Source organism: Staphylococcus gallinarum (assembly GCF_029774255.1).
In the GTDB taxonomy this organism is placed as follows: domain Bacteria; phylum Bacillota; class Bacilli; order Staphylococcales; family Staphylococcaceae; genus Staphylococcus; species Staphylococcus gallinarum.
In genome coordinates this window covers 691,375-707,785 of the sequence record NZ_CP069082.1, presented here as the reverse complement: position 1 = coordinate 707,785, position 16,411 = coordinate 691,375, and the positions used below count along the sequence as shown (strand labels likewise).

At 32.4% G+C, this 16,411-nt stretch carries 15 protein-coding genes; 7 read left to right on the top strand and 8 right to left on the bottom strand.

Annotation, left to right across the window (positions count from 1 at the left end; translation table 11 throughout):
• Positions 1-54: 54 nt before the first annotated feature.
• On the top strand, positions 55-930 hold the full coding sequence (locus tag JN168_RS02990) for a LysR family transcriptional regulator (protein ID WP_042739343.1): 876 nt from the start codon (positions 55-57) through the stop codon (positions 928-930).
• Here the strand turns inward: JN168_RS02990 and hutG are convergent.
• On the bottom strand, positions 920-1,849 hold the full coding sequence (gene hutG, locus JN168_RS02985; RefSeq protein ID WP_107642005.1) for a formimidoylglutamase: 930 nt from the start codon (positions 1,847-1,849) through the stop codon (positions 920-922). The two genes, JN168_RS02990 and hutG, sit on opposite strands and share 11 nt — an antisense overlap.
• Before the next feature lie 255 nt (positions 1,850-2,104).
• Between hutG and sdpC the strand changes: the two genes are divergently transcribed.
• The gene (gene sdpC, locus JN168_RS02980; protein ID WP_042739341.1) at positions 2,105-3,541 is read left to right on the top strand and encodes a peptidoglycan release complex CPBP-like subunit SdpC; all 1,437 of its coding nucleotides are present in this window, start codon (positions 2,105-2,107) and stop codon (positions 3,539-3,541) included.
• A 513-nt stretch (positions 3,542-4,054) separates the two neighbouring features.
• Here sdpC and JN168_RS02975 read toward each other — a convergent pair.
• Positions 4,055-4,741, bottom strand: a complete 687-nt coding sequence (locus JN168_RS02975) for a ribose 5-phosphate isomerase A (protein WP_042739340.1) — start codon at positions 4,739-4,741, stop codon at positions 4,055-4,057.
• Between the two features lie 163 nt (positions 4,742-4,904).
• Between JN168_RS02975 and JN168_RS02970 the strand changes: the two genes are divergently transcribed.
• Positions 4,905-5,573, top strand: coding sequence for an MOSC domain-containing protein (locus JN168_RS02970; protein WP_279526169.1), 669 nt, complete (start codon positions 4,905-4,907; stop codon positions 5,571-5,573).
• A gap of 88 nt (positions 5,574-5,661) precedes the next feature.
• Here the strand turns inward: JN168_RS02970 and JN168_RS02965 are convergent, their stop codons facing one another.
• The 3 genes from JN168_RS02965 to JN168_RS02955 all read right to left on the bottom strand — a co-directional run bounded on the left by JN168_RS02965 (position 5,662) and on the right by JN168_RS02955 (position 9,421).
• Positions 5,662-6,684: an aldose epimerase family protein gene (locus JN168_RS02965; protein WP_042739338.1), complete on the bottom strand. Its 1,023-nt coding sequence runs from the start codon at positions 6,682-6,684 to the stop codon at positions 5,662-5,664.
• 609 nt (positions 6,685-7,293) lie between these two features.
• Complete coding sequence (locus JN168_RS02960) at positions 7,294-8,532, bottom strand: ABC transporter permease (protein ID WP_107580219.1); 1,239 nt, start codon at positions 8,530-8,532, stop codon at positions 7,294-7,296.
• On the bottom strand, positions 8,525-9,421 hold the full coding sequence (locus JN168_RS02955; protein ID WP_229366609.1) for an ABC transporter ATP-binding protein: 897 nt from the start codon (positions 9,419-9,421) through the stop codon (positions 8,525-8,527). Before JN168_RS02955 ends, JN168_RS02960 begins: the two co-directional genes overlap by 8 nt.
• A 225-nt stretch (positions 9,422-9,646) precedes the next feature.
• Here JN168_RS02955 and JN168_RS02950 point away from each other — a divergent pair, with 225 nt between their 5' ends.
• Entirely contained in the window at positions 9,647-11,260 is a 1,614-nt protein-coding gene (locus JN168_RS02950; protein WP_042739335.1) for a ribulokinase, read from the top strand.
• Between the two features lie 289 nt (positions 11,261-11,549).
• Here the strand turns inward: JN168_RS02950 and JN168_RS02945 are convergent, their stop codons facing one another.
• The gene (locus JN168_RS02945; RefSeq protein ID WP_042739334.1) at positions 11,550-12,209 is read right to left on the bottom strand and encodes a DUF805 domain-containing protein; all 660 of its coding nucleotides are present in this window, start codon (positions 12,207-12,209) and stop codon (positions 11,550-11,552) included.
• A 199-nt stretch (positions 12,210-12,408) separates the two neighbouring features.
• Between JN168_RS02945 and JN168_RS02940 the strand changes: the two genes are divergently transcribed.
• Complete coding sequence (locus JN168_RS02940) at positions 12,409-13,020, top strand: DNA-3-methyladenine glycosylase (RefSeq protein ID WP_042739333.1); 612 nt, start codon at positions 12,409-12,411, stop codon at positions 13,018-13,020.
• 163 nt (positions 13,021-13,183) lie between these two features.
• Here the strand turns inward: JN168_RS02940 and fni are convergent, their stop codons facing one another.
• Together fni and corA are read right to left on the bottom strand one after the other, a co-directional pair.
• The gene (gene fni, locus JN168_RS02935; protein ID WP_042739332.1) at positions 13,184-14,227 is read right to left on the bottom strand and encodes a type 2 isopentenyl-diphosphate Delta-isomerase; all 1,044 of its coding nucleotides are present in this window, start codon (positions 14,225-14,227) and stop codon (positions 13,184-13,186) included.
• Between the two features lie 77 nt (positions 14,228-14,304).
• Complete coding sequence (gene corA / locus JN168_RS02930; RefSeq protein WP_229366606.1) at positions 14,305-15,249, bottom strand: magnesium/cobalt transporter CorA; 945 nt, start codon at positions 15,247-15,249, stop codon at positions 14,305-14,307.
• Between the two features lie 125 nt (positions 15,250-15,374).
• Between corA and JN168_RS02925 the strand changes: the two genes are divergently transcribed.
• Together JN168_RS02925 and JN168_RS02920 are read left to right on the top strand one after the other, a co-directional pair.
• The gene (locus JN168_RS02925) at positions 15,375-15,842 is read left to right on the top strand and encodes a thioesterase family protein (protein ID WP_042739330.1); all 468 of its coding nucleotides are present in this window, start codon (positions 15,375-15,377) and stop codon (positions 15,840-15,842) included.
• Positions 15,843-15,854: 12 nt separating this feature from the next.
• Entirely contained in the window at positions 15,855-16,268 is a 414-nt protein-coding gene (locus tag JN168_RS02920) for a hypothetical protein (protein WP_042739329.1), read from the top strand.
• Positions 16,269-16,411 lie beyond the last annotated feature (143 nt).

Below are 16,411 nucleotides of genomic sequence, written 5' to 3'. Positions count from 1 at the left end.
TACCTATTTATAGTTTTAAGTTATAAATGGTAGTTATTACTTTGGAGGATAAGTATGAAAATAATACAGTTAGAATATTTTGTTGCTGTCGTTAAATATAATAGTTTTACTAAAGCAGCTAATTTTTTACATATTAGCCAACCTTCACTGACTGCGACCATAAAAAAGATGGAAGCAGATTTAGGCTACGACTTATTCATTCGTACAACCAAGGAAATAAAAATCACTGAAAAAGGCATTCAATTTTACAACTATGCACAAGGTTTAATTCACCATTATCATCAAACAATTGAAAAAATGTATGATTTAAATACGAGTCATGCACCTAAAATAAAGCTATCTATTCTAGAGTCTTCAAACCAATGGATTTCACAAGTCATTTCCATTCATAGAAAGCAATTTACTGATCAAACTTATTTGGTTTCTGAGGTACACGATCAATCAAAAACAATTGATCAATTATTAAATTTTGAAAATCATATTGGACTAACAAATGAAATTATCAATCACGAAGCGATAAAATCAATTCCTTTATATAAAGAATCTTATGTTCTCATTACACCTAAAAATGCCTTTCCAGATATAAAGGCCATTGAAATAGAAGATTTACCGTTGATATTACCAACTAAAGGATCTCAAGTGCGCAAACATTTAGATGATTACTTTAATCGTATGAATATTAGACCTAATGTCATCATGGAAGTTGATCGCTTTGAAGCGGCAGCAAATTTTGTACACAAAGGACTCGGATACGCAGTTATACCTCAAGTATATTTCCAATCCTTTAACACACGAGATTTAGACGTCATTCATATTAAACCCAACCTAGGACGCACGATATACATCAATTATTTACAAAAAAGAAAGCACTCGGAACGAGTACTTTCTCTTATAAACCAATGTATAAATTACTGGGACATTACACAATAAAGTGGTGTAAAAAGTTTGCTGATAATTTTGCAGTTCTATTATCAATATCATATTTCGGATTCGTTTCCGCAATACTAATAGTCGATACTTTATCATTAGAAACAATGCGCTTTGAGAGTTCTAAGACAATATGTGGAAACAATCCGAGTACACCATTAGCGCTCACTCCTGGTGCAAATGCACTATCAATGACATCCATACAAATCGTAAACATTATAACATCATGATCATGGACAAACCTCTCAATTTTATCTTTGATTGGAGGAGAAATTTGATGTAAAAGTTCTTCAGAATATACATAACTGATGTCCTTTTCTTCTGCGTAATCAAATAACCCTTGTGTATTTCCACCTTGTTGAATACCTAACACTAAATAATCAGCATTATCGTCTTGTTCAAGAATTTGTCTAAAGCTTGTACCAGAAGTTGAACCCGATTCTTTACGTGTATCAAAATGTGCATCAATATTAATGACACCAATTGATTCATCAGGGTATGCTTGTCGCGTGCCTAGATATTGTGCATAAGCTATATCATGCCCACCACCTAATAAAAATGTCTGTTGGTGTCGTTGAATAGAATTCGCTACATAATGTGCAAATTCTTGTTGCGTTTCTTCAAGTTTTTCATGATTATGCTCGACATTTCCGTAGTCAAATATCGGTGTTGTATTTTGAACTGGTAGATTGGCAAATGCTTGCTTTATAGCATTTGGCCCCTCTTTGGCACCAATTCTCCCCTTATTCAACTCGACACCTTTGTCCACTGCATAGCCTAGTATACCTATGCCCTGACGTGAACCACTAGGAGCTTCGTTAATATCTCCAAAATGGATTGTTTGAAAATGCCTAAATTGAGCAGAATCTTGTTCACTGTCAATTCTACCTTTCCATAATTCACGTTGTGCTAACTTATACATAGTTCTCCTCCTTTTGAATCGCTATGAACAATTAAAGTATACGCTTACATTAATTACAATTCAATTTATAATTATAATTTACCCACTTCTTAATTATTTAAATTTTAAAGTCTAACATTATTTAAAAATGCATTTTCTAATCATTCCGAGTATTACATTTCAATGATATTTACTTGAATTTAATTTATTTCTTTAGGATAAATATGTATAATTAACTACAAATGAATTAATTGAAACCCTACTGGAGGTTACATAATGAATACAAAACGTATACCTGGTTTTCAATGGGCAATGAGCATTTTTATATTTTACGTCATTGCCTTTGCATTACCGATTATACTTAAAGATTTTCAAAGTAAAATTCCATTCAAAACTTTTGTCTTTGAAATGAGTGTGCTCGCACCTTTTATTGCAGCAATCATCTGTATAGCAGTGTTTAAACATAAACGTGCACAACTAGGTGGCTTGAAGTTTTCACTAAGCCTTAAGGTAATTGAACGTTTGATATTAGCATTGATATTACCATTAGCTATCTTTATCATTGCCATGGTCAGTTTCAATGTCTTTGCCGATAGCTTTGTCTTATTACAATCAGAAGATTTGTCAGTGTCAATATTTTCTGTGATTATCGGTCAATTATTAATGGCGTTCTTTGTTGAATTTGGTTTCCGTTCTTATTTACAACATATAGTTGAAACTAAAATCAGTACATTTTTCGCATCTATTTTAGTTGGTATCATGTATGCAATATGGAATATTAATATCGCATTTTCATTTGAATATACACTTTATAATTTATTATATTCGTTTGCATTTTCAATGATTATTGGTGAATTAATCCGCTCTACAAAAGGACGCACAATCTATATTGCAACATTATTCCATGCAGCAATGTCATTTGGTTTAGTATTTTTATTCAATGAAGAATTAGGCTATGTATTTTCTATGAAGGTAATCGCCTTTTCTACAGCAGCTGTTGCAGTAGTTTATATCATCTTAAGTTACATTATTCGCATCTTCTTCTACTTCTTTACAAAACGTAATTTAGATGAAGTAGACGATAATAATTATCTCGATCATGTAAATGAACATTCAGATAATAACAACACTACTGACAATACGCAATCACTTGATAATACAGCTACAGTAGCGACTGCTAGTCATAGTCAACAATCACACAACAAAGATAGTGCCTTAACAAATGATACTCAAAATGGTACTCAACAAAATACCGAGCTAACTGACAAGCAAACAAATGATACTCAAACTGATCATATTAAATCTGATAATTCAGAGCAAAGCGCTACACACCAACAGGTTACTCACAACACTTTACCAGAGGATGAATCACAACAAACAGAACAACCTGAAATACAGTCAACTAAAGATGCTGATGAAATCGTTTATCCTGAAAGTACAACAGAGACGCAACAAAGTAAGACACAGAGTGCTGTTGAAACAACAACTGAGAGAGCAAATCATGATGATGAACAACATGATGGTGAACTAAAGCAAAGTGCGCGTTATAAATCAGATCGTAAATCATCTGCTGTAAGTGAAGCACAAGCTTCAATTGCCCAAGATGAACAATCGTCTGAAACATCATCTACTGATGATTCTACTGATGAAGAAAGCACTCATAACGAACGCTCTAGCTTCAATTTAAAAAGCAAACGTGGACATAGACGTTAAACATTAAGTTTCTCGTGTTTAAACCATATTACATTCAATATATAAGACACATCGTTAATATAGTAGTTTCTATTATATTATGCGTATGTGTCTTATTTTTTATCTTAGAAGTAAATACCAGAAGAACTATTGAACGTAGTGTAAGAAGTCAGCGTATGTGTTATATCATTTCTTCTTCATCATATTAGGTAAGCGAGCAATACGAATTAGAAAGATAAATAGAATATCTCCTTTCACCTAGTATACTGGCGTGTGTTTGGAAATTGAATTATATTAAAATCGTTGACTTGATAATTTACTGCTTATAATTTCACTGTATTATTTGCGAGACACCTGAGGGAGCAGGATGCGTGTCGAGACCAAGGCTCGACCCAGCCCCCTAGGTAAGCGAGCAATATAATTTATAATACATAATACAAATTACACAATTATCAAATAAAAAAAAGGCAGTCCTCAAATAATTGAAGCCTGCCTCTTATTTACTTAATGCAAATCATTACCATAAATTAGAAACTATTTATTTTTCACTTGAACACCTGAAGGGGTCCCCACAATAACTTGATCTGTTACATCCAAGAAATATCCAGTTTCCAATACACCAATTAAATGAATCAAATATTCATGCATTGCAAACGGTTCAATATCCTTATTCAATACTAAGTCTAATATGTAATTGCCATTATCTGTAATAAAAGGAACATCGTCAACCATACGTCTAATTGCCGTTACACCCTTACTACGCTCTATTTCCTTAGCTATTAACAACCAATTGAATTTATCCACCTCAACAGGAAGTTTGAAAGTTTCTCCTAAGTATGAAACTAGCTTAGAATCATCTACAAGGACAACAAATCTTTTTGCCATGGCATCAATAACCTTTTCTCTAAAGAGTGCACCACCGCCACCCTTTATAAGATTCAAATTAGGATCGACCTCGTCAGCCCCGTCAATTGCTAAATCAATATGTTCAACATCGTTAACATCTACCACATGCATCCCTAATTCCTTAGCAATAAATGCAGTCTTATTAGATGTACACACTCCCGTAATATTAATTTGTTCTCGCTCAAGCTTTTCTGCTATTTTTGGGACAAGTAACTCAATTGTTGAGCCTGAACCTATGCCTAGTATCATACCGTCTTTAATCTGGTCTAATGCATCATTAAATGTACTTATTTTCAGCTGTTTCTTATCCATAATGCTTCCCCTCTACTCACAGTACTTTTATTTTTATTGTACATGAGTTTATTAAAAATACCTAGTTAAAAAATAAAATTCAAGATATATAAACCTTTACTTTTCATTATAATGCGATTGCTTTAAAATTATAGTAATTAATCATATATTCGGGGGAGTGGCACAAATGATATATGCCTTAAATGCGATTGCTACTGGTAAAGTTCAAGACTTACCATATAGTAAGAAAAGACCAATGCGTTCAGCACTAGATAAAGTTAAATTCAAAGGGGAAATGTATTTAACTAAAACTGGGTTTGTCGAAGATGAACAAGAGTATAAAGATCACGGCGGTCCAGATAAAGCTGTTTGTCTTTATAGCAAGAAAAATTACAGACTTTGGGCAGATGACCTCTCAGAATTACCGAACTATGCAATGTTCGGAGAAAATCTAACCGCTATAGATTTAGATGAGCAAGATGTTTGTTTCGGAAATCAATATCAGCTAGGTGAAGCCATACTTGAAGTTTCCGAAATACGAGAACCTTGTTGGAAAATACAAGAAAAGTATCAAATTAAAGATTTAGCTAAAAGAATGTCACAATCTTGTAAGACTGGATTTTACTTTCGTGTGATTCAAGAAGGCTTTGTACATGAAACATCCAATTTAAAACTTATTAAAACAGCAGAGCCAGAAACTGCCCTATCAGTTCATGAATTAAATGATATTTATTACAACGATAAATTTAACATCACACGTTTAAAATACGCAATTAACAATCCATACTTAACTGAAAAGCGGAAAGCAAAACTTGAAAAGTTCCTATCAAGAGCAGAAGCAAAAGCAACAAAATAATAACAATAATATTAAAAACCACCAATACCTGAGCAATCAGCTAATGGATTGGTGGTTTTATGCTTTAAAAATATTTAATTATTGTAATCTATTGTTCTTTTCCTTTTTCAAAAATCTTATAAGATGTTTTAGAATAATAAGGTTGTCCCGCTTCTATAATTGATGGCGCTTCTTCGCCTAATAAATTTATATCGTTTGGTATACATTGTGTTTCAAGTGTGAATCCAGAATGTGCTTTATAAATATTAAAGTCACTTTCCCAACTTGTTGTATCATTGAAAGTAAATATAACTACATTAGGCATATCTGTCTGAACTTTCAATAGAAAATGTTTATTCTCGACAGTCATTTCATTATTTCCAATGTCAAATGGATGATCGATGCCACCGTAGCGAGACATTTGTTCTTGAATCACACCATCTTCACTATTAAAGATATCTTTAAATTGAATACTTTCAGAGCCAAATTTATGTATCAAATCTACTGGTTCTAAACTTGCAACAATATTTTCTTCATCTAATAGATACATATCTAACTTAGAACTACTAATACAATGATTATCAATCACATTATTATCTCTATTTAAATTAAAATATACATGGTTCATTGGATTAAACAATGTTTTTTCTGTAGCTGTTGCTTTGTACTCAATCGTCCATTTATGGTCAATGTCATAAGTATGTATGATTTCTAAATCAATATCTCCAGGAAAATGATCGTTTTCCGATTTTATTGTTGTAGTAAAGACAATCTTAATTTGCCCTACTTGCTCTATTACTTCATAATCGAAAAATTGTGTATCTAATCCCTTTGGACCACCATGTATATTATGGTTATTGTTATTTTTGTCTAAGTGATAAGTCTTACCATCCAATTCAAAGGTTGCATCGGCAATTCTTCCACCATATCGGCCAATAGTTGCACCGAAGTTGAATGGATTTTCCTGATAAAATTCATCAGCTTCGACAACATTGCCTAACACGATATTATTATCATCAAATTTCCATGAGACAATGCGTGCACCATAATTTGTAAATACAATTTTAGTTTCTTCATTATCTATTTTGATTAAATCAATTCCATTACTTTGGCTTTCTACTTTTGCAAACATCATCAATTACTCCCTTTCAAACCAAAGATACTATTAACTACTTTGGCTTTATCATGAATAAAAACATCAATTACAAATGTAGCCTTCAACGACACTCATACTATGGGGTATAGTGTGTACGTAGGCAATTAACTGTTTCACTAAAACAAGTTTCGACAAATTCCACTTAAAATTCCACTTAATTGTTGTACTTCAATTGAAATAATATTACATAATAGTCCCATGAATACTTTAATGCACATCACTCAGATTCACATTCCCTTTCGAATCGCTAATACTAAGTTATTTATACTTTCAACTACAATTGAGTGATTGTTTGGTACTCTCCTTATATTGATTACTTAAATACATTGTAACAATTTGTTCATATATTTATCTATACTAATCGTAAATTCTAACAAACTATAACAAAAAATGTTATAGTTTGTTAGAATTTTATAATTTTTATGAAATCATCTCTATATAAATTCCAATTTCATAGTTATTTAATAAGTTTTACATATAACTGATTATCTACTTTTAGTCTTTCTATAACCTTAATCGCATACAAAAGGCTATCTCAATATTTATAATTTGTAAGATAGCCTTATACTTCCTAGCTATTCTAGTTTATCTCTTATTAGCAATTCGTTTAAATGCCTGTATAAAACCTTTATCAAAGCTTAAAATAGTGTCTTTATAACTACGTACTGCAATCCATAATAAAATGATAATCGTCACTACAGATAAAATAATACTCACAATGATTTCCCACAAGGCAACTTCAGGTGTCGCTGCCCTCACAAACATCACAAAAGGAGAAATCAATGGAATAAAGCTAGCTATTTTAACTAATAAAGTATCTGGATTCATAACACTAAATAGTGCAATATAAAACCCTATCATACTCAGTAATGTCATTGGCATTAACGCTTGGTTTATATCTTCGATTCTTGCCGTAATCGACCCCAGAATTGCTGCTAATATAATATATGACAATATACCTAATAATAACGAAATGATACCTACTGTAATTAGTTGTGCCGTTAAATCATTTGGTTCAATTTTAAAGCCTTTTAACATTTTTCTTATATCAAATACGAAGAAACTAATTAAACCAACTATGAAGAATATCGCAATTTGTGTTAATGCTACTGCGATTACTCCAAAAATCTTCGCTAAAATATGCGTTACAGGAGACACACTGGTAATTATCATTTCAATAACACGTGATGTCTTTTCTGTAGCAATTTCCATAGCAACTTGCCCTGCGTAATTAATAACGATAAAGAACATCAACATTACACCAGCATATACGATAATCATGTTGAATCCTTTTTGAGCCTCAGTTAAATCAGATTGTGCATTGGTATTATCAACAACTTCGGAAGTCACCTTACTTTGAGCTTGTAGTTGCTTTAATTCATTTGCTGACAAATTAAGATTTGCTGCTGTTAATTGTGTTTGTATTGTAGATAACACGGCTGACAGTTGTTGTTTATCATCTGTAGACACACTGTCTTTACTCATAATCTTACCTTTAATTTTTTGATCATCTGAAATTGTGATGACATAAGCTTTGTCTAACTTATCTTTTTTTATTTCAGATTTTGCAGTTTGTTCAGTAACCTTTACATACTGTGCATCATCATCTAGTTGTTTACTTTGCTGATCAATAAGTTTATAAATTTGCTTGTTATCTGTAACAATTCCTACTTTATCGCTACCATGATCAAACAAATCAATAATTTTATTTATATTTGCTGCTGCAAGAATCAATACGATAACTATTATTGTAAAAATTTGAAATGATTTCGTTGTTACTTTATTTTTATAAGTTAATTTAAATGTTGACCAAAATTTATCCATTTAAATCACCTACTTTATCAATAAATATCTCATTCAATGATGGCTCTACAACTTGAAAACGTCGTACGTATCCGTGTTGAATAACTTGCTGATAAATCACTTCAGCAGTAGCTTCATCATTGATCGTTAACTCAATATTTCGCTTCGTCCTATTACAATCTAGTACACCGTTAATATTCTGTAAATCATCTAATGCTTTATCAGTTTCAATAATCACCTTTTTATTACCATGATTTGATTTTACTTGATCTATTGGTCCTGAAACTACTAATTCTCCTTTATTTAAAATGCAAACATCATCACATAATTCCTCAACATGTTCCATTCGATGTGAGCTATAAATAATTGTCGTACCATCTTTATTTAAGTCATTAACAGCAGATTTTAACAATTCCACATTCACTGGATCCAAACCACTAAACGGTTCATCTAATATTAATAATTCTGGTCTGTGTAACATACTTGCTAATAATTGAATTTTTTGTTGATTACCTTTTGATAATGATTCAATTTTCTTTTCCCTATTTTGTTCAATATCGAATCTATCGAGCCAATAATCAATTTCTTTATTAATCGCTTTATTTTTCATGCCTTTTAAACTCGCCAAATAACGTAATTCATCTTCGACCTTCATCTTTGGATGAAGTCCTCTTTCTTCAGGTAAATATCCAATTCGGTCATATAAATTTTTATCAATAATTTGATTATTATACAATATATGGCCCTCTGTAACTGGCGTCAATCCCAAAATCATTCGAAATGTTGTCGTCTTTCCTGCACCATTACGCCCTAGAAAGCCTAGCATCTTTCCTTCATCTAACGACAACGAAATATCATTTACTGCAACAAAGTCTTTATATTTCTTTGTTACATGGTTTATCGTTAACATGTATTCATCCCCTCTCCTCATTATGTATAACACGATCATACCACGACATTATTTAAAATACATATTAAATTAATAGTTGTATTATCTATAGAACCTACTATTGTATTAATCTGAATTATATAACCTGTCATCATACATTAGTTTGCTCTACTTTACATCAGTAATTGTAATCGCTATCATTAGCTTAAATAGTTTTCTAATTATAGCGTAGGAGGTAGTTCAATTATGACATACAGTATAGGCATCGACTATGGTACTTCATCTGGACGCGTATTTTTAGTGGATACTACAAATGGTAATATTGTTTCAAGCTATATTAAAACATACAGTCACGGTACAATTTCTGAAACACTAAATGGACAAGAGCTTCCTCATCATTATTTTTTACAGCATGCAGATGATTATGTCGACATTCTTAAACATGGCGTAAAACATGTACTAGAGGAAAGTCAAGTCAATCGAGATGAGGTCATTGGTATCGGCATTGATTTCACAAGCTGTACAATCGTTTTCTTGGATGATCAGTTTGAGCCTTTACATAACCATAACGATTTAAAAGATAATCCACATGCATATGTCAAACTATGGAAACATCATGGCGCGCAAGACGAAGCTACACTAATGAAGGAAGTAAGTGAACAACATGATCCATCTTGGATACAGTATTATGGGCATAATGTAAATAGCGAATGGATGATACCAAAGATATTAGAAGTAAAAAAACACGCACCAGAAATACTAGAACGTGCAAGCTATATTATGGAAGCAGGAGATTACCTTGTTAGTTTGTTAACTGGTAACAATACAAGATCAAATTGTGGCATTGGATTTAAAGGATTTTATAATGAACAAGATGGCTTTAACTACAACTTTTTTAAAGCAGTTGATAGCGAGTTGCCAACAATAATTAAAGAAAAATGTGAAGCACCTGTAATTAACATTGGCGAAAGTGCCGGTTGTCTCACATCAGCATTCCAACAACTATGGGACTTAGCAAGTAACGTCCAAGTTTCTCCCTTTATCATTGACGCACATTCAGGTGTACTTGGCGTGGGCGCTATTGAAGAAGGCGCATTCACTTCAGTTATAGGCACAAGCACATGTCATTTAGTATTAGATACTAAACAAGTACCCATACCTGCAATTACCGGTTCAGTAAAAGATGCTATTATTCCAGGTATGTACGCATATGAAGCTGGTCAACCTGCAGTAGGTGACTTATTTAACTACTCAGCAAATTTAGCACCAAAGGAAATTGTAGATGAAGCACAAGCCCAAGATATAAGCGTATTAGAACAACTTGAAATACTCGCATCAAAAATTGATATAACAAAACAACATGTTACAGTATTGGATTGGCATAATGGAAATCGTAGTATCTTAAGTGATAGCCACTTAACCGGTAGTGTAATCGGGCTTACATTAACTACTCCTTATGAAATGATTCATAGAGCTTATATTGAAGCAACAGCATTTGGTACGAAAATGATCATGCAACAATTTGAAAACAATCAAATCGACATTCATACTGTCTATGCAGCTGGTGGAATTCCTATGAAAAGTGAGTTATTAATTGATATATACGCTAATGTGTTAAATAAACCTATTGTTGTCATCGACGCTAGCAACGCTACTGCATTAGGTGCAGCAATGTTAGGCGCATTTGTCGGTGGTGCATATGATTCCTTAGAGAATACTGTCGTCGCAATGAAACAACCTATTTACTATAGCAAACAGCCTGATCCAGAAAAGGTAGAACAATACGAACGTTTATTTAAACGATATCAATCACTCCATGATTTATTAGGTAAATCCTATCCATCCTATAGTTATATTTAAGGTTTAGACATAAATGAAATTGAATGACTAAGTGACTCAAAAAATATGAGCTATTTTAAAGTTGTAAAGTTGCTAATTTCTGTGTGACTCGCACAATCCAAAAACAATTCGTTGTAGCAATTTCTCACGCAAAGTGTGCACCTCAGTTTTAATCTCTAATAAAAATCTGCTAACAAAACTTTATTTCAAAGACAAAGTTCTAACAAAAAAACTGTCGAAACGGTTAAATCCAGTTCGACAGTTAATATTTTATTAAAATTCACATTATTCTATTCATTTCAAGCTACGATTATTTATCTTCTCGCTCACTTAAATGTTTAAAACGCTGCTCAGAATTTGATGATTCAACTACAATGTCATCATCCGCAGGTGCGTTGCTGTTGTTTTTATTTTGCTTAGTTTGATAAAAACTACTATATTTATGGCTTTGTCCATATTTATTCGTTTTTCTTTCGCTATCTAAACAACAAATAACGAGATTATAAATACCCATACCTAGATATAATAAATAAATTAAAATCGCGATAATAATTGTAGACGCTTTTTCATAATAAGGATCAGTAAAATTAAATGCTATTATAATTGAATAAGTGACTATATATACACCTAAAAATATAAGTGGTATTAACATCGATCTACCAGTATCATGGAAACGACGTATGTATAATGCATAATTAGGAATTAACGTTGCTAAAGCATATACGAATAATATAATCCCCATAATAATCATTAAGATTAAACCGAAAGCACCCACGCCATCTGATTCCACAGAAAAACCAGAAACCATAATAACTAATCCAATAATGTATAATATAAATACGGGAACCATGAATATCAGATGCCATAACGCCATAAACCAATATTCACTGCGGCGCGCTCTACCTTTAAAATTTACATACTGTTTCCAAAACAGTTTAAGCGCTTGACCAAAACCAATTTTTCTCTCCATATGCTACTCCCTCCTATTAAAATATAATCTCCCTTAGGGCTTTGTTTAAGAGCAAATCTTTGATACATTTATACTTACTAAACAAGTACCCTTACAATATATAGTGTATCAAAATATTTTGTTTTTGATAACATAATTTTTTATATATACTAGTTTTAAAATTATTTTATAAGTAACAAACAATGGAGGTAAAGTTTTCATGGATTTTATACATAGGGACACCATTACAATCGCTCGTGATTTACTCGGCGTGCGCATTATTTTTCATGATGAACAACAAATATTAACGGGATATATTGTAGAAACTGAAGCTTATGTAGGCACAAAAGATCAAGCTGCCCATGGATATAAAGGTAAACGTACTCCAAAAGTTGAATCTTTGTATAAAAATGGTGGTACAATCTATGCACATGTCATGCATACGCATTTATTAATAAATTTTGTTACACAGCAAGAAGGTATTCCTGAAGGTGTATTAATTAGAGCTGTCGAACCTGAAGAAGGTATCGAAATCATGGCAAAACGTCGAGGCAAAACAGGTTTTGAAATAACGAATGGTCCTGGTAAATGGACAAAAGCTTTTAACATTCCACGATATTTGGATGGTTCTCGTTTGAATGAAGGACGTTTACTCATCGATACTAAAAATCGTAAATATCCTCAACGCATTGAAGAAAGTGCACGTATTGGTATTCCTAACAAAGGAGAATGGACAACTAAACCATTAAGATTTACCGTCAAAGGAAACCCATATGTTTCAAGAATGAAGAAATCCGAGATGGACAATCCAGATTTAACATGGCGTATGTAACATGGCGTATGAAACACAATATGATGCTTCGTACATATGATTATCTCCAAACATCGAACTTATCATTGAGAGACATATCATGAACTGAAAGTAAATAACAAGCGCTTAGATGACTTTGACAAAAGACATTTAAGCGCTTGTTTAAATTATTATTGCAATTGATTTATTTAATATCTAAATTTCTTTGTTCAATCCAAGCATGTAGCCTTGGACCATAAACAATTTGTGCTTGCTTTAATTCGTCTATAGATTGGGCATTTAACATTGTCATTATTTTCTTCATATGGTCAGTGAATTGTTCTGCATAGTCTAGTGTGGCTGTTATCCCATTATTCTCAACTTGATTTAAAAATGGACGCGACATACCTACTGCTCGTGCACCAAGTGCTAAACATTTCACAGCATCTAATGGTGTTCTCACACCACCACTAGCAAAGAAGTTCATGTCTTGTTGGAACGCAGTAGATTCTAACAATGATTCTACGGTAGTTTGACCCCATTGCCCAAGGTAGTCCATATCTTTATATTCGCGACGTTCATTCTCAATATCAACAAAGTTTGTGCCGCCTCTGCCACTTACGTCAATATAACGTACGCCGATTTCATTTAACGCCTTTATCATCTCTTTACTCATGCCAAATCCAACTTCTTTTACAATAACAGGAACTTTAACACGTTGTATGATTTGTGCTAAATTCTCCATCCATGTAGAGAATACCCTGTTCCCTTCTGGCATAACTAATTCTTGCGGTGAATTCACATGTACTTGTAATGCTTGAGCATCTAGTAATTTCACAGCTTCTTCAGCTTTGTCTACAGGAACATCTGCACCAACATTACTAAATATCATACCTTCTGGATTGGCATCTCTAACTACACTAAATGAAGAACTCATCTTTGCATTTCTCAAAGCAGCATGAGTCGAACCTACTGCCATTGCCATTCCAGTTTCTCTAGCAATAATTGCCAATTTTTCATTTATATTTTTAGTCCATTCACTGCCACCTGTCATCGCATTGATGTAAATCGGTTGTTTCATTGTGAAATCCTGTAATTCACTTTGCAAGTTCACATCAGCGACATCAATATTTGGAATCGAATGATGGACAAACCTCATTTCATCAAAATCTGAAATTGAAGCATCTTGTTGTGCCATCGCTATTTCAACATGCTCATTTTTTCGTTGTTCTCTTTTTAAATCGCTCATTAATTTTACTCCTACTCTTAATCCTTATTGTCAGTTATCTATTCATCGGAAACACAGTTCCGTTATTGATTTCCCAGTTAAAACCATTTCTTCCTTTTAAAATATATAATACAAGCAATACTGATAAATAACATCAAGCATAGAACCATGTAGTAACCATAATGCCATTTTAATTCAGGCATATTCGTAAAGTTCATCCCATATATACCAGTTACTAAAGTTAAGGGTAAAAATATTACCGACACCAAGGTCAACACTTGCATCACACTGTTCATCTTGTAAGAAGTGTAGGATGAATAATTATCTCTAATTTCATTAGTCATCTCTTGCGCTATCTTCAATATGTTAACTTGTTTAATTAAATGATCATCTATATGTTGAATATACATATGATTTTTATTATCTACAAGTAAAATGTGGCTCTCCTTTAAATCATCGACAAGCTCTCTCATTGGATAAATAATACGCTTTATTTGAATGATTTGAGATCTAATCTTATAAACCTTATCCATGACTGTTTTATTTGTACTTTCATCAACTTGATGGTCTTCAAATGCATAAACCTTATCTTCTATTTCAGTTATTGGTTTAAAGTAACTATCGACCATCTTGTCTAAAATATGTAATACTAAATCCGATGTATCTAAATCTGGTTGAAAATGTTCAGTTATTAACTGTTCAACATCAGACAAAATAGCAAAGGGTTTATGATGATACGTAATGAGCATATTATCTTTAATGAATAAGTTAAGTGCTTTAATCGTATTATCATGTGTCACACTATGAAACACGATATATTGGTATGTGTCATAAGCTTTGTACTTCGCACGCGGTGTCCCATTAACTGTATCATCTATTTCTAGTTTATTAAAGTTAAAATAAGACTGTAGGATTTCATTGTCTGCCGCAGTAGGTTCAGTAAAATCACACCAAATTAATGTAGCATCTTTGGGTATCGTTTCAATTTGATCGACTTGTTGTAACCTTTGTTTAGCAGTTTGATATTTAATCGTCATACTCATATCGTCACACCTCAAAGTATTTTCTTTATTTTATCATGAAATACAATACGTGTAAGTTAATAATAAATTTAGTAAACTAAAAGTAATTATTTTGTAGTATTAAGAATCTTCAAGGAGTTTTTAGAATGAACATACCATTTACTTATAATGCTAAAGTAACTGAGGATATGATTGACCATAACGGGCACGTACATGATGCAAATTATAATATTGTATTTAGTGAAGCAATTAATCAATTTAACTATCAACATGGATTATCACTAGAGGAACGTGAGCAACTCAACTACACGTTGTTTACAGTTGAAGAACATACGTCATATTTGGCAGAATTAAAATATCCTAGTACGTTTACGATAACTATCTATCTTTATAATTTCGATGCTAAAAGACTACATTTCTTTTCAATTATGACAAACGCTGATGGGACAACTGTAGCAACAAATGAAGCAATGATGCTAGGAATCGATAGACAAACCAATCGTACAGCGCCTTTCCCAATGCAATTCACAACTCAAATAACAGATGTTTACAATCAACAACCCAACATGAAATGGCCAAAGCAATTAGGTCACCGCATCAACATTCCAAACTAAGGAGTTCAATATATGACACAATCTATGCATGAAAAAGTACAAATGCAACTTTATGATTTACTTGATACAACTAAATATGAATTGAGCGAACTGAATCAAAATAAAGCACTGGTCATCAATGGACCAGACAGTAAATTAATTCAACGCGGTTTCGATATTGCATACTACCAAGGACAAAAGAAAGCGCTCGACGCCATTGATACACTGCTCAATACTTATAGTGATACTGATACATTTTTAGCGCATTATGAAACTTATGCAACCAATTATTCAACTGAGTATCAAGATTTACTATCAAAGTTCGACAGACTTAGCGAACCTACTGATGACTTTGAACACTTTATTGCTCAATATTATCAACTTAAGGGTCAAATACATGTCATCCATACTATTAGAACAACGATTCATAATGATAAGGAAGTCTAATTTCATCAATTAATTTATAATAATTAAAAAGACAGGCAGACATATATCATGTCATTGCCTGTCTTTTTGTTTGATTATTGATAATCTTTTTTAATCAGATTTTGAAATTACTTCGTTTTCATAAATTAGGATAATAAATTGTG

Excerpts from the sequence above, each read along its gene's own strand:
- JN168_RS02990 (WP_042739343.1), top strand. The coding sequence starts at position 55 with ATGAAAATAATACAGTTAGAATATTTTGTTGCTGTCGTTAAATATAAT.
- hutG (WP_107642005.1), bottom strand. The coding sequence starts at position 1,849 with ATGTATAAGTTAGCACAACGTGAATTATGGAAAGGTAGAATTGACAGT.
- sdpC (WP_042739341.1), top strand. The coding sequence starts at position 2,105 with ATGAATACAAAACGTATACCTGGTTTTCAATGGGCAATGAGCATTTTT.
- JN168_RS02970 (WP_279526169.1), top strand. The coding sequence starts at position 4,905 with ATGATATATGCCTTAAATGCGATTGCTACTGGTAAAGTTCAAGACTTA.
- JN168_RS02965 (WP_042739338.1), bottom strand. The coding sequence starts at position 6,684 with ATGTTTGCAAAAGTAGAAAGCCAAAGTAATGGAATTGATTTAATCAAA.
- JN168_RS02960 (WP_107580219.1), bottom strand. The coding sequence starts at position 8,532 with ATGGATAAATTTTGGTCAACATTTAAATTAACTTATAAAAATAAAGTA.
- JN168_RS02955 (WP_229366609.1), bottom strand. The coding sequence starts at position 9,421 with ATGTTAACGATAAACCATGTAACAAAGAAATATAAAGACTTTGTTGCA.
- JN168_RS02950 (WP_042739335.1), top strand. The coding sequence starts at position 9,647 with ATGACATACAGTATAGGCATCGACTATGGTACTTCATCTGGACGCGTA.
- JN168_RS02945 (WP_042739334.1), bottom strand. The coding sequence starts at position 12,209 with ATGGAGAGAAAAATTGGTTTTGGTCAAGCGCTTAAACTGTTTTGGAAA.
- JN168_RS02940 (WP_042739333.1), top strand. The coding sequence starts at position 12,409 with ATGGATTTTATACATAGGGACACCATTACAATCGCTCGTGATTTACTC.
- fni (WP_042739332.1), bottom strand. The coding sequence starts at position 14,227 with ATGAGCGATTTAAAAAGAGAACAACGAAAAAATGAGCATGTTGAAATA.
- corA (WP_229366606.1), bottom strand. The coding sequence starts at position 15,249 with ATGAGTATGACGATTAAATATCAAACTGCTAAACAAAGGTTACAACAA.
- JN168_RS02925 (WP_042739330.1), top strand. The coding sequence starts at position 15,375 with ATGAACATACCATTTACTTATAATGCTAAAGTAACTGAGGATATGATT.
- JN168_RS02920 (WP_042739329.1), top strand. The coding sequence starts at position 15,855 with ATGACACAATCTATGCATGAAAAAGTACAAATGCAACTTTATGATTTA.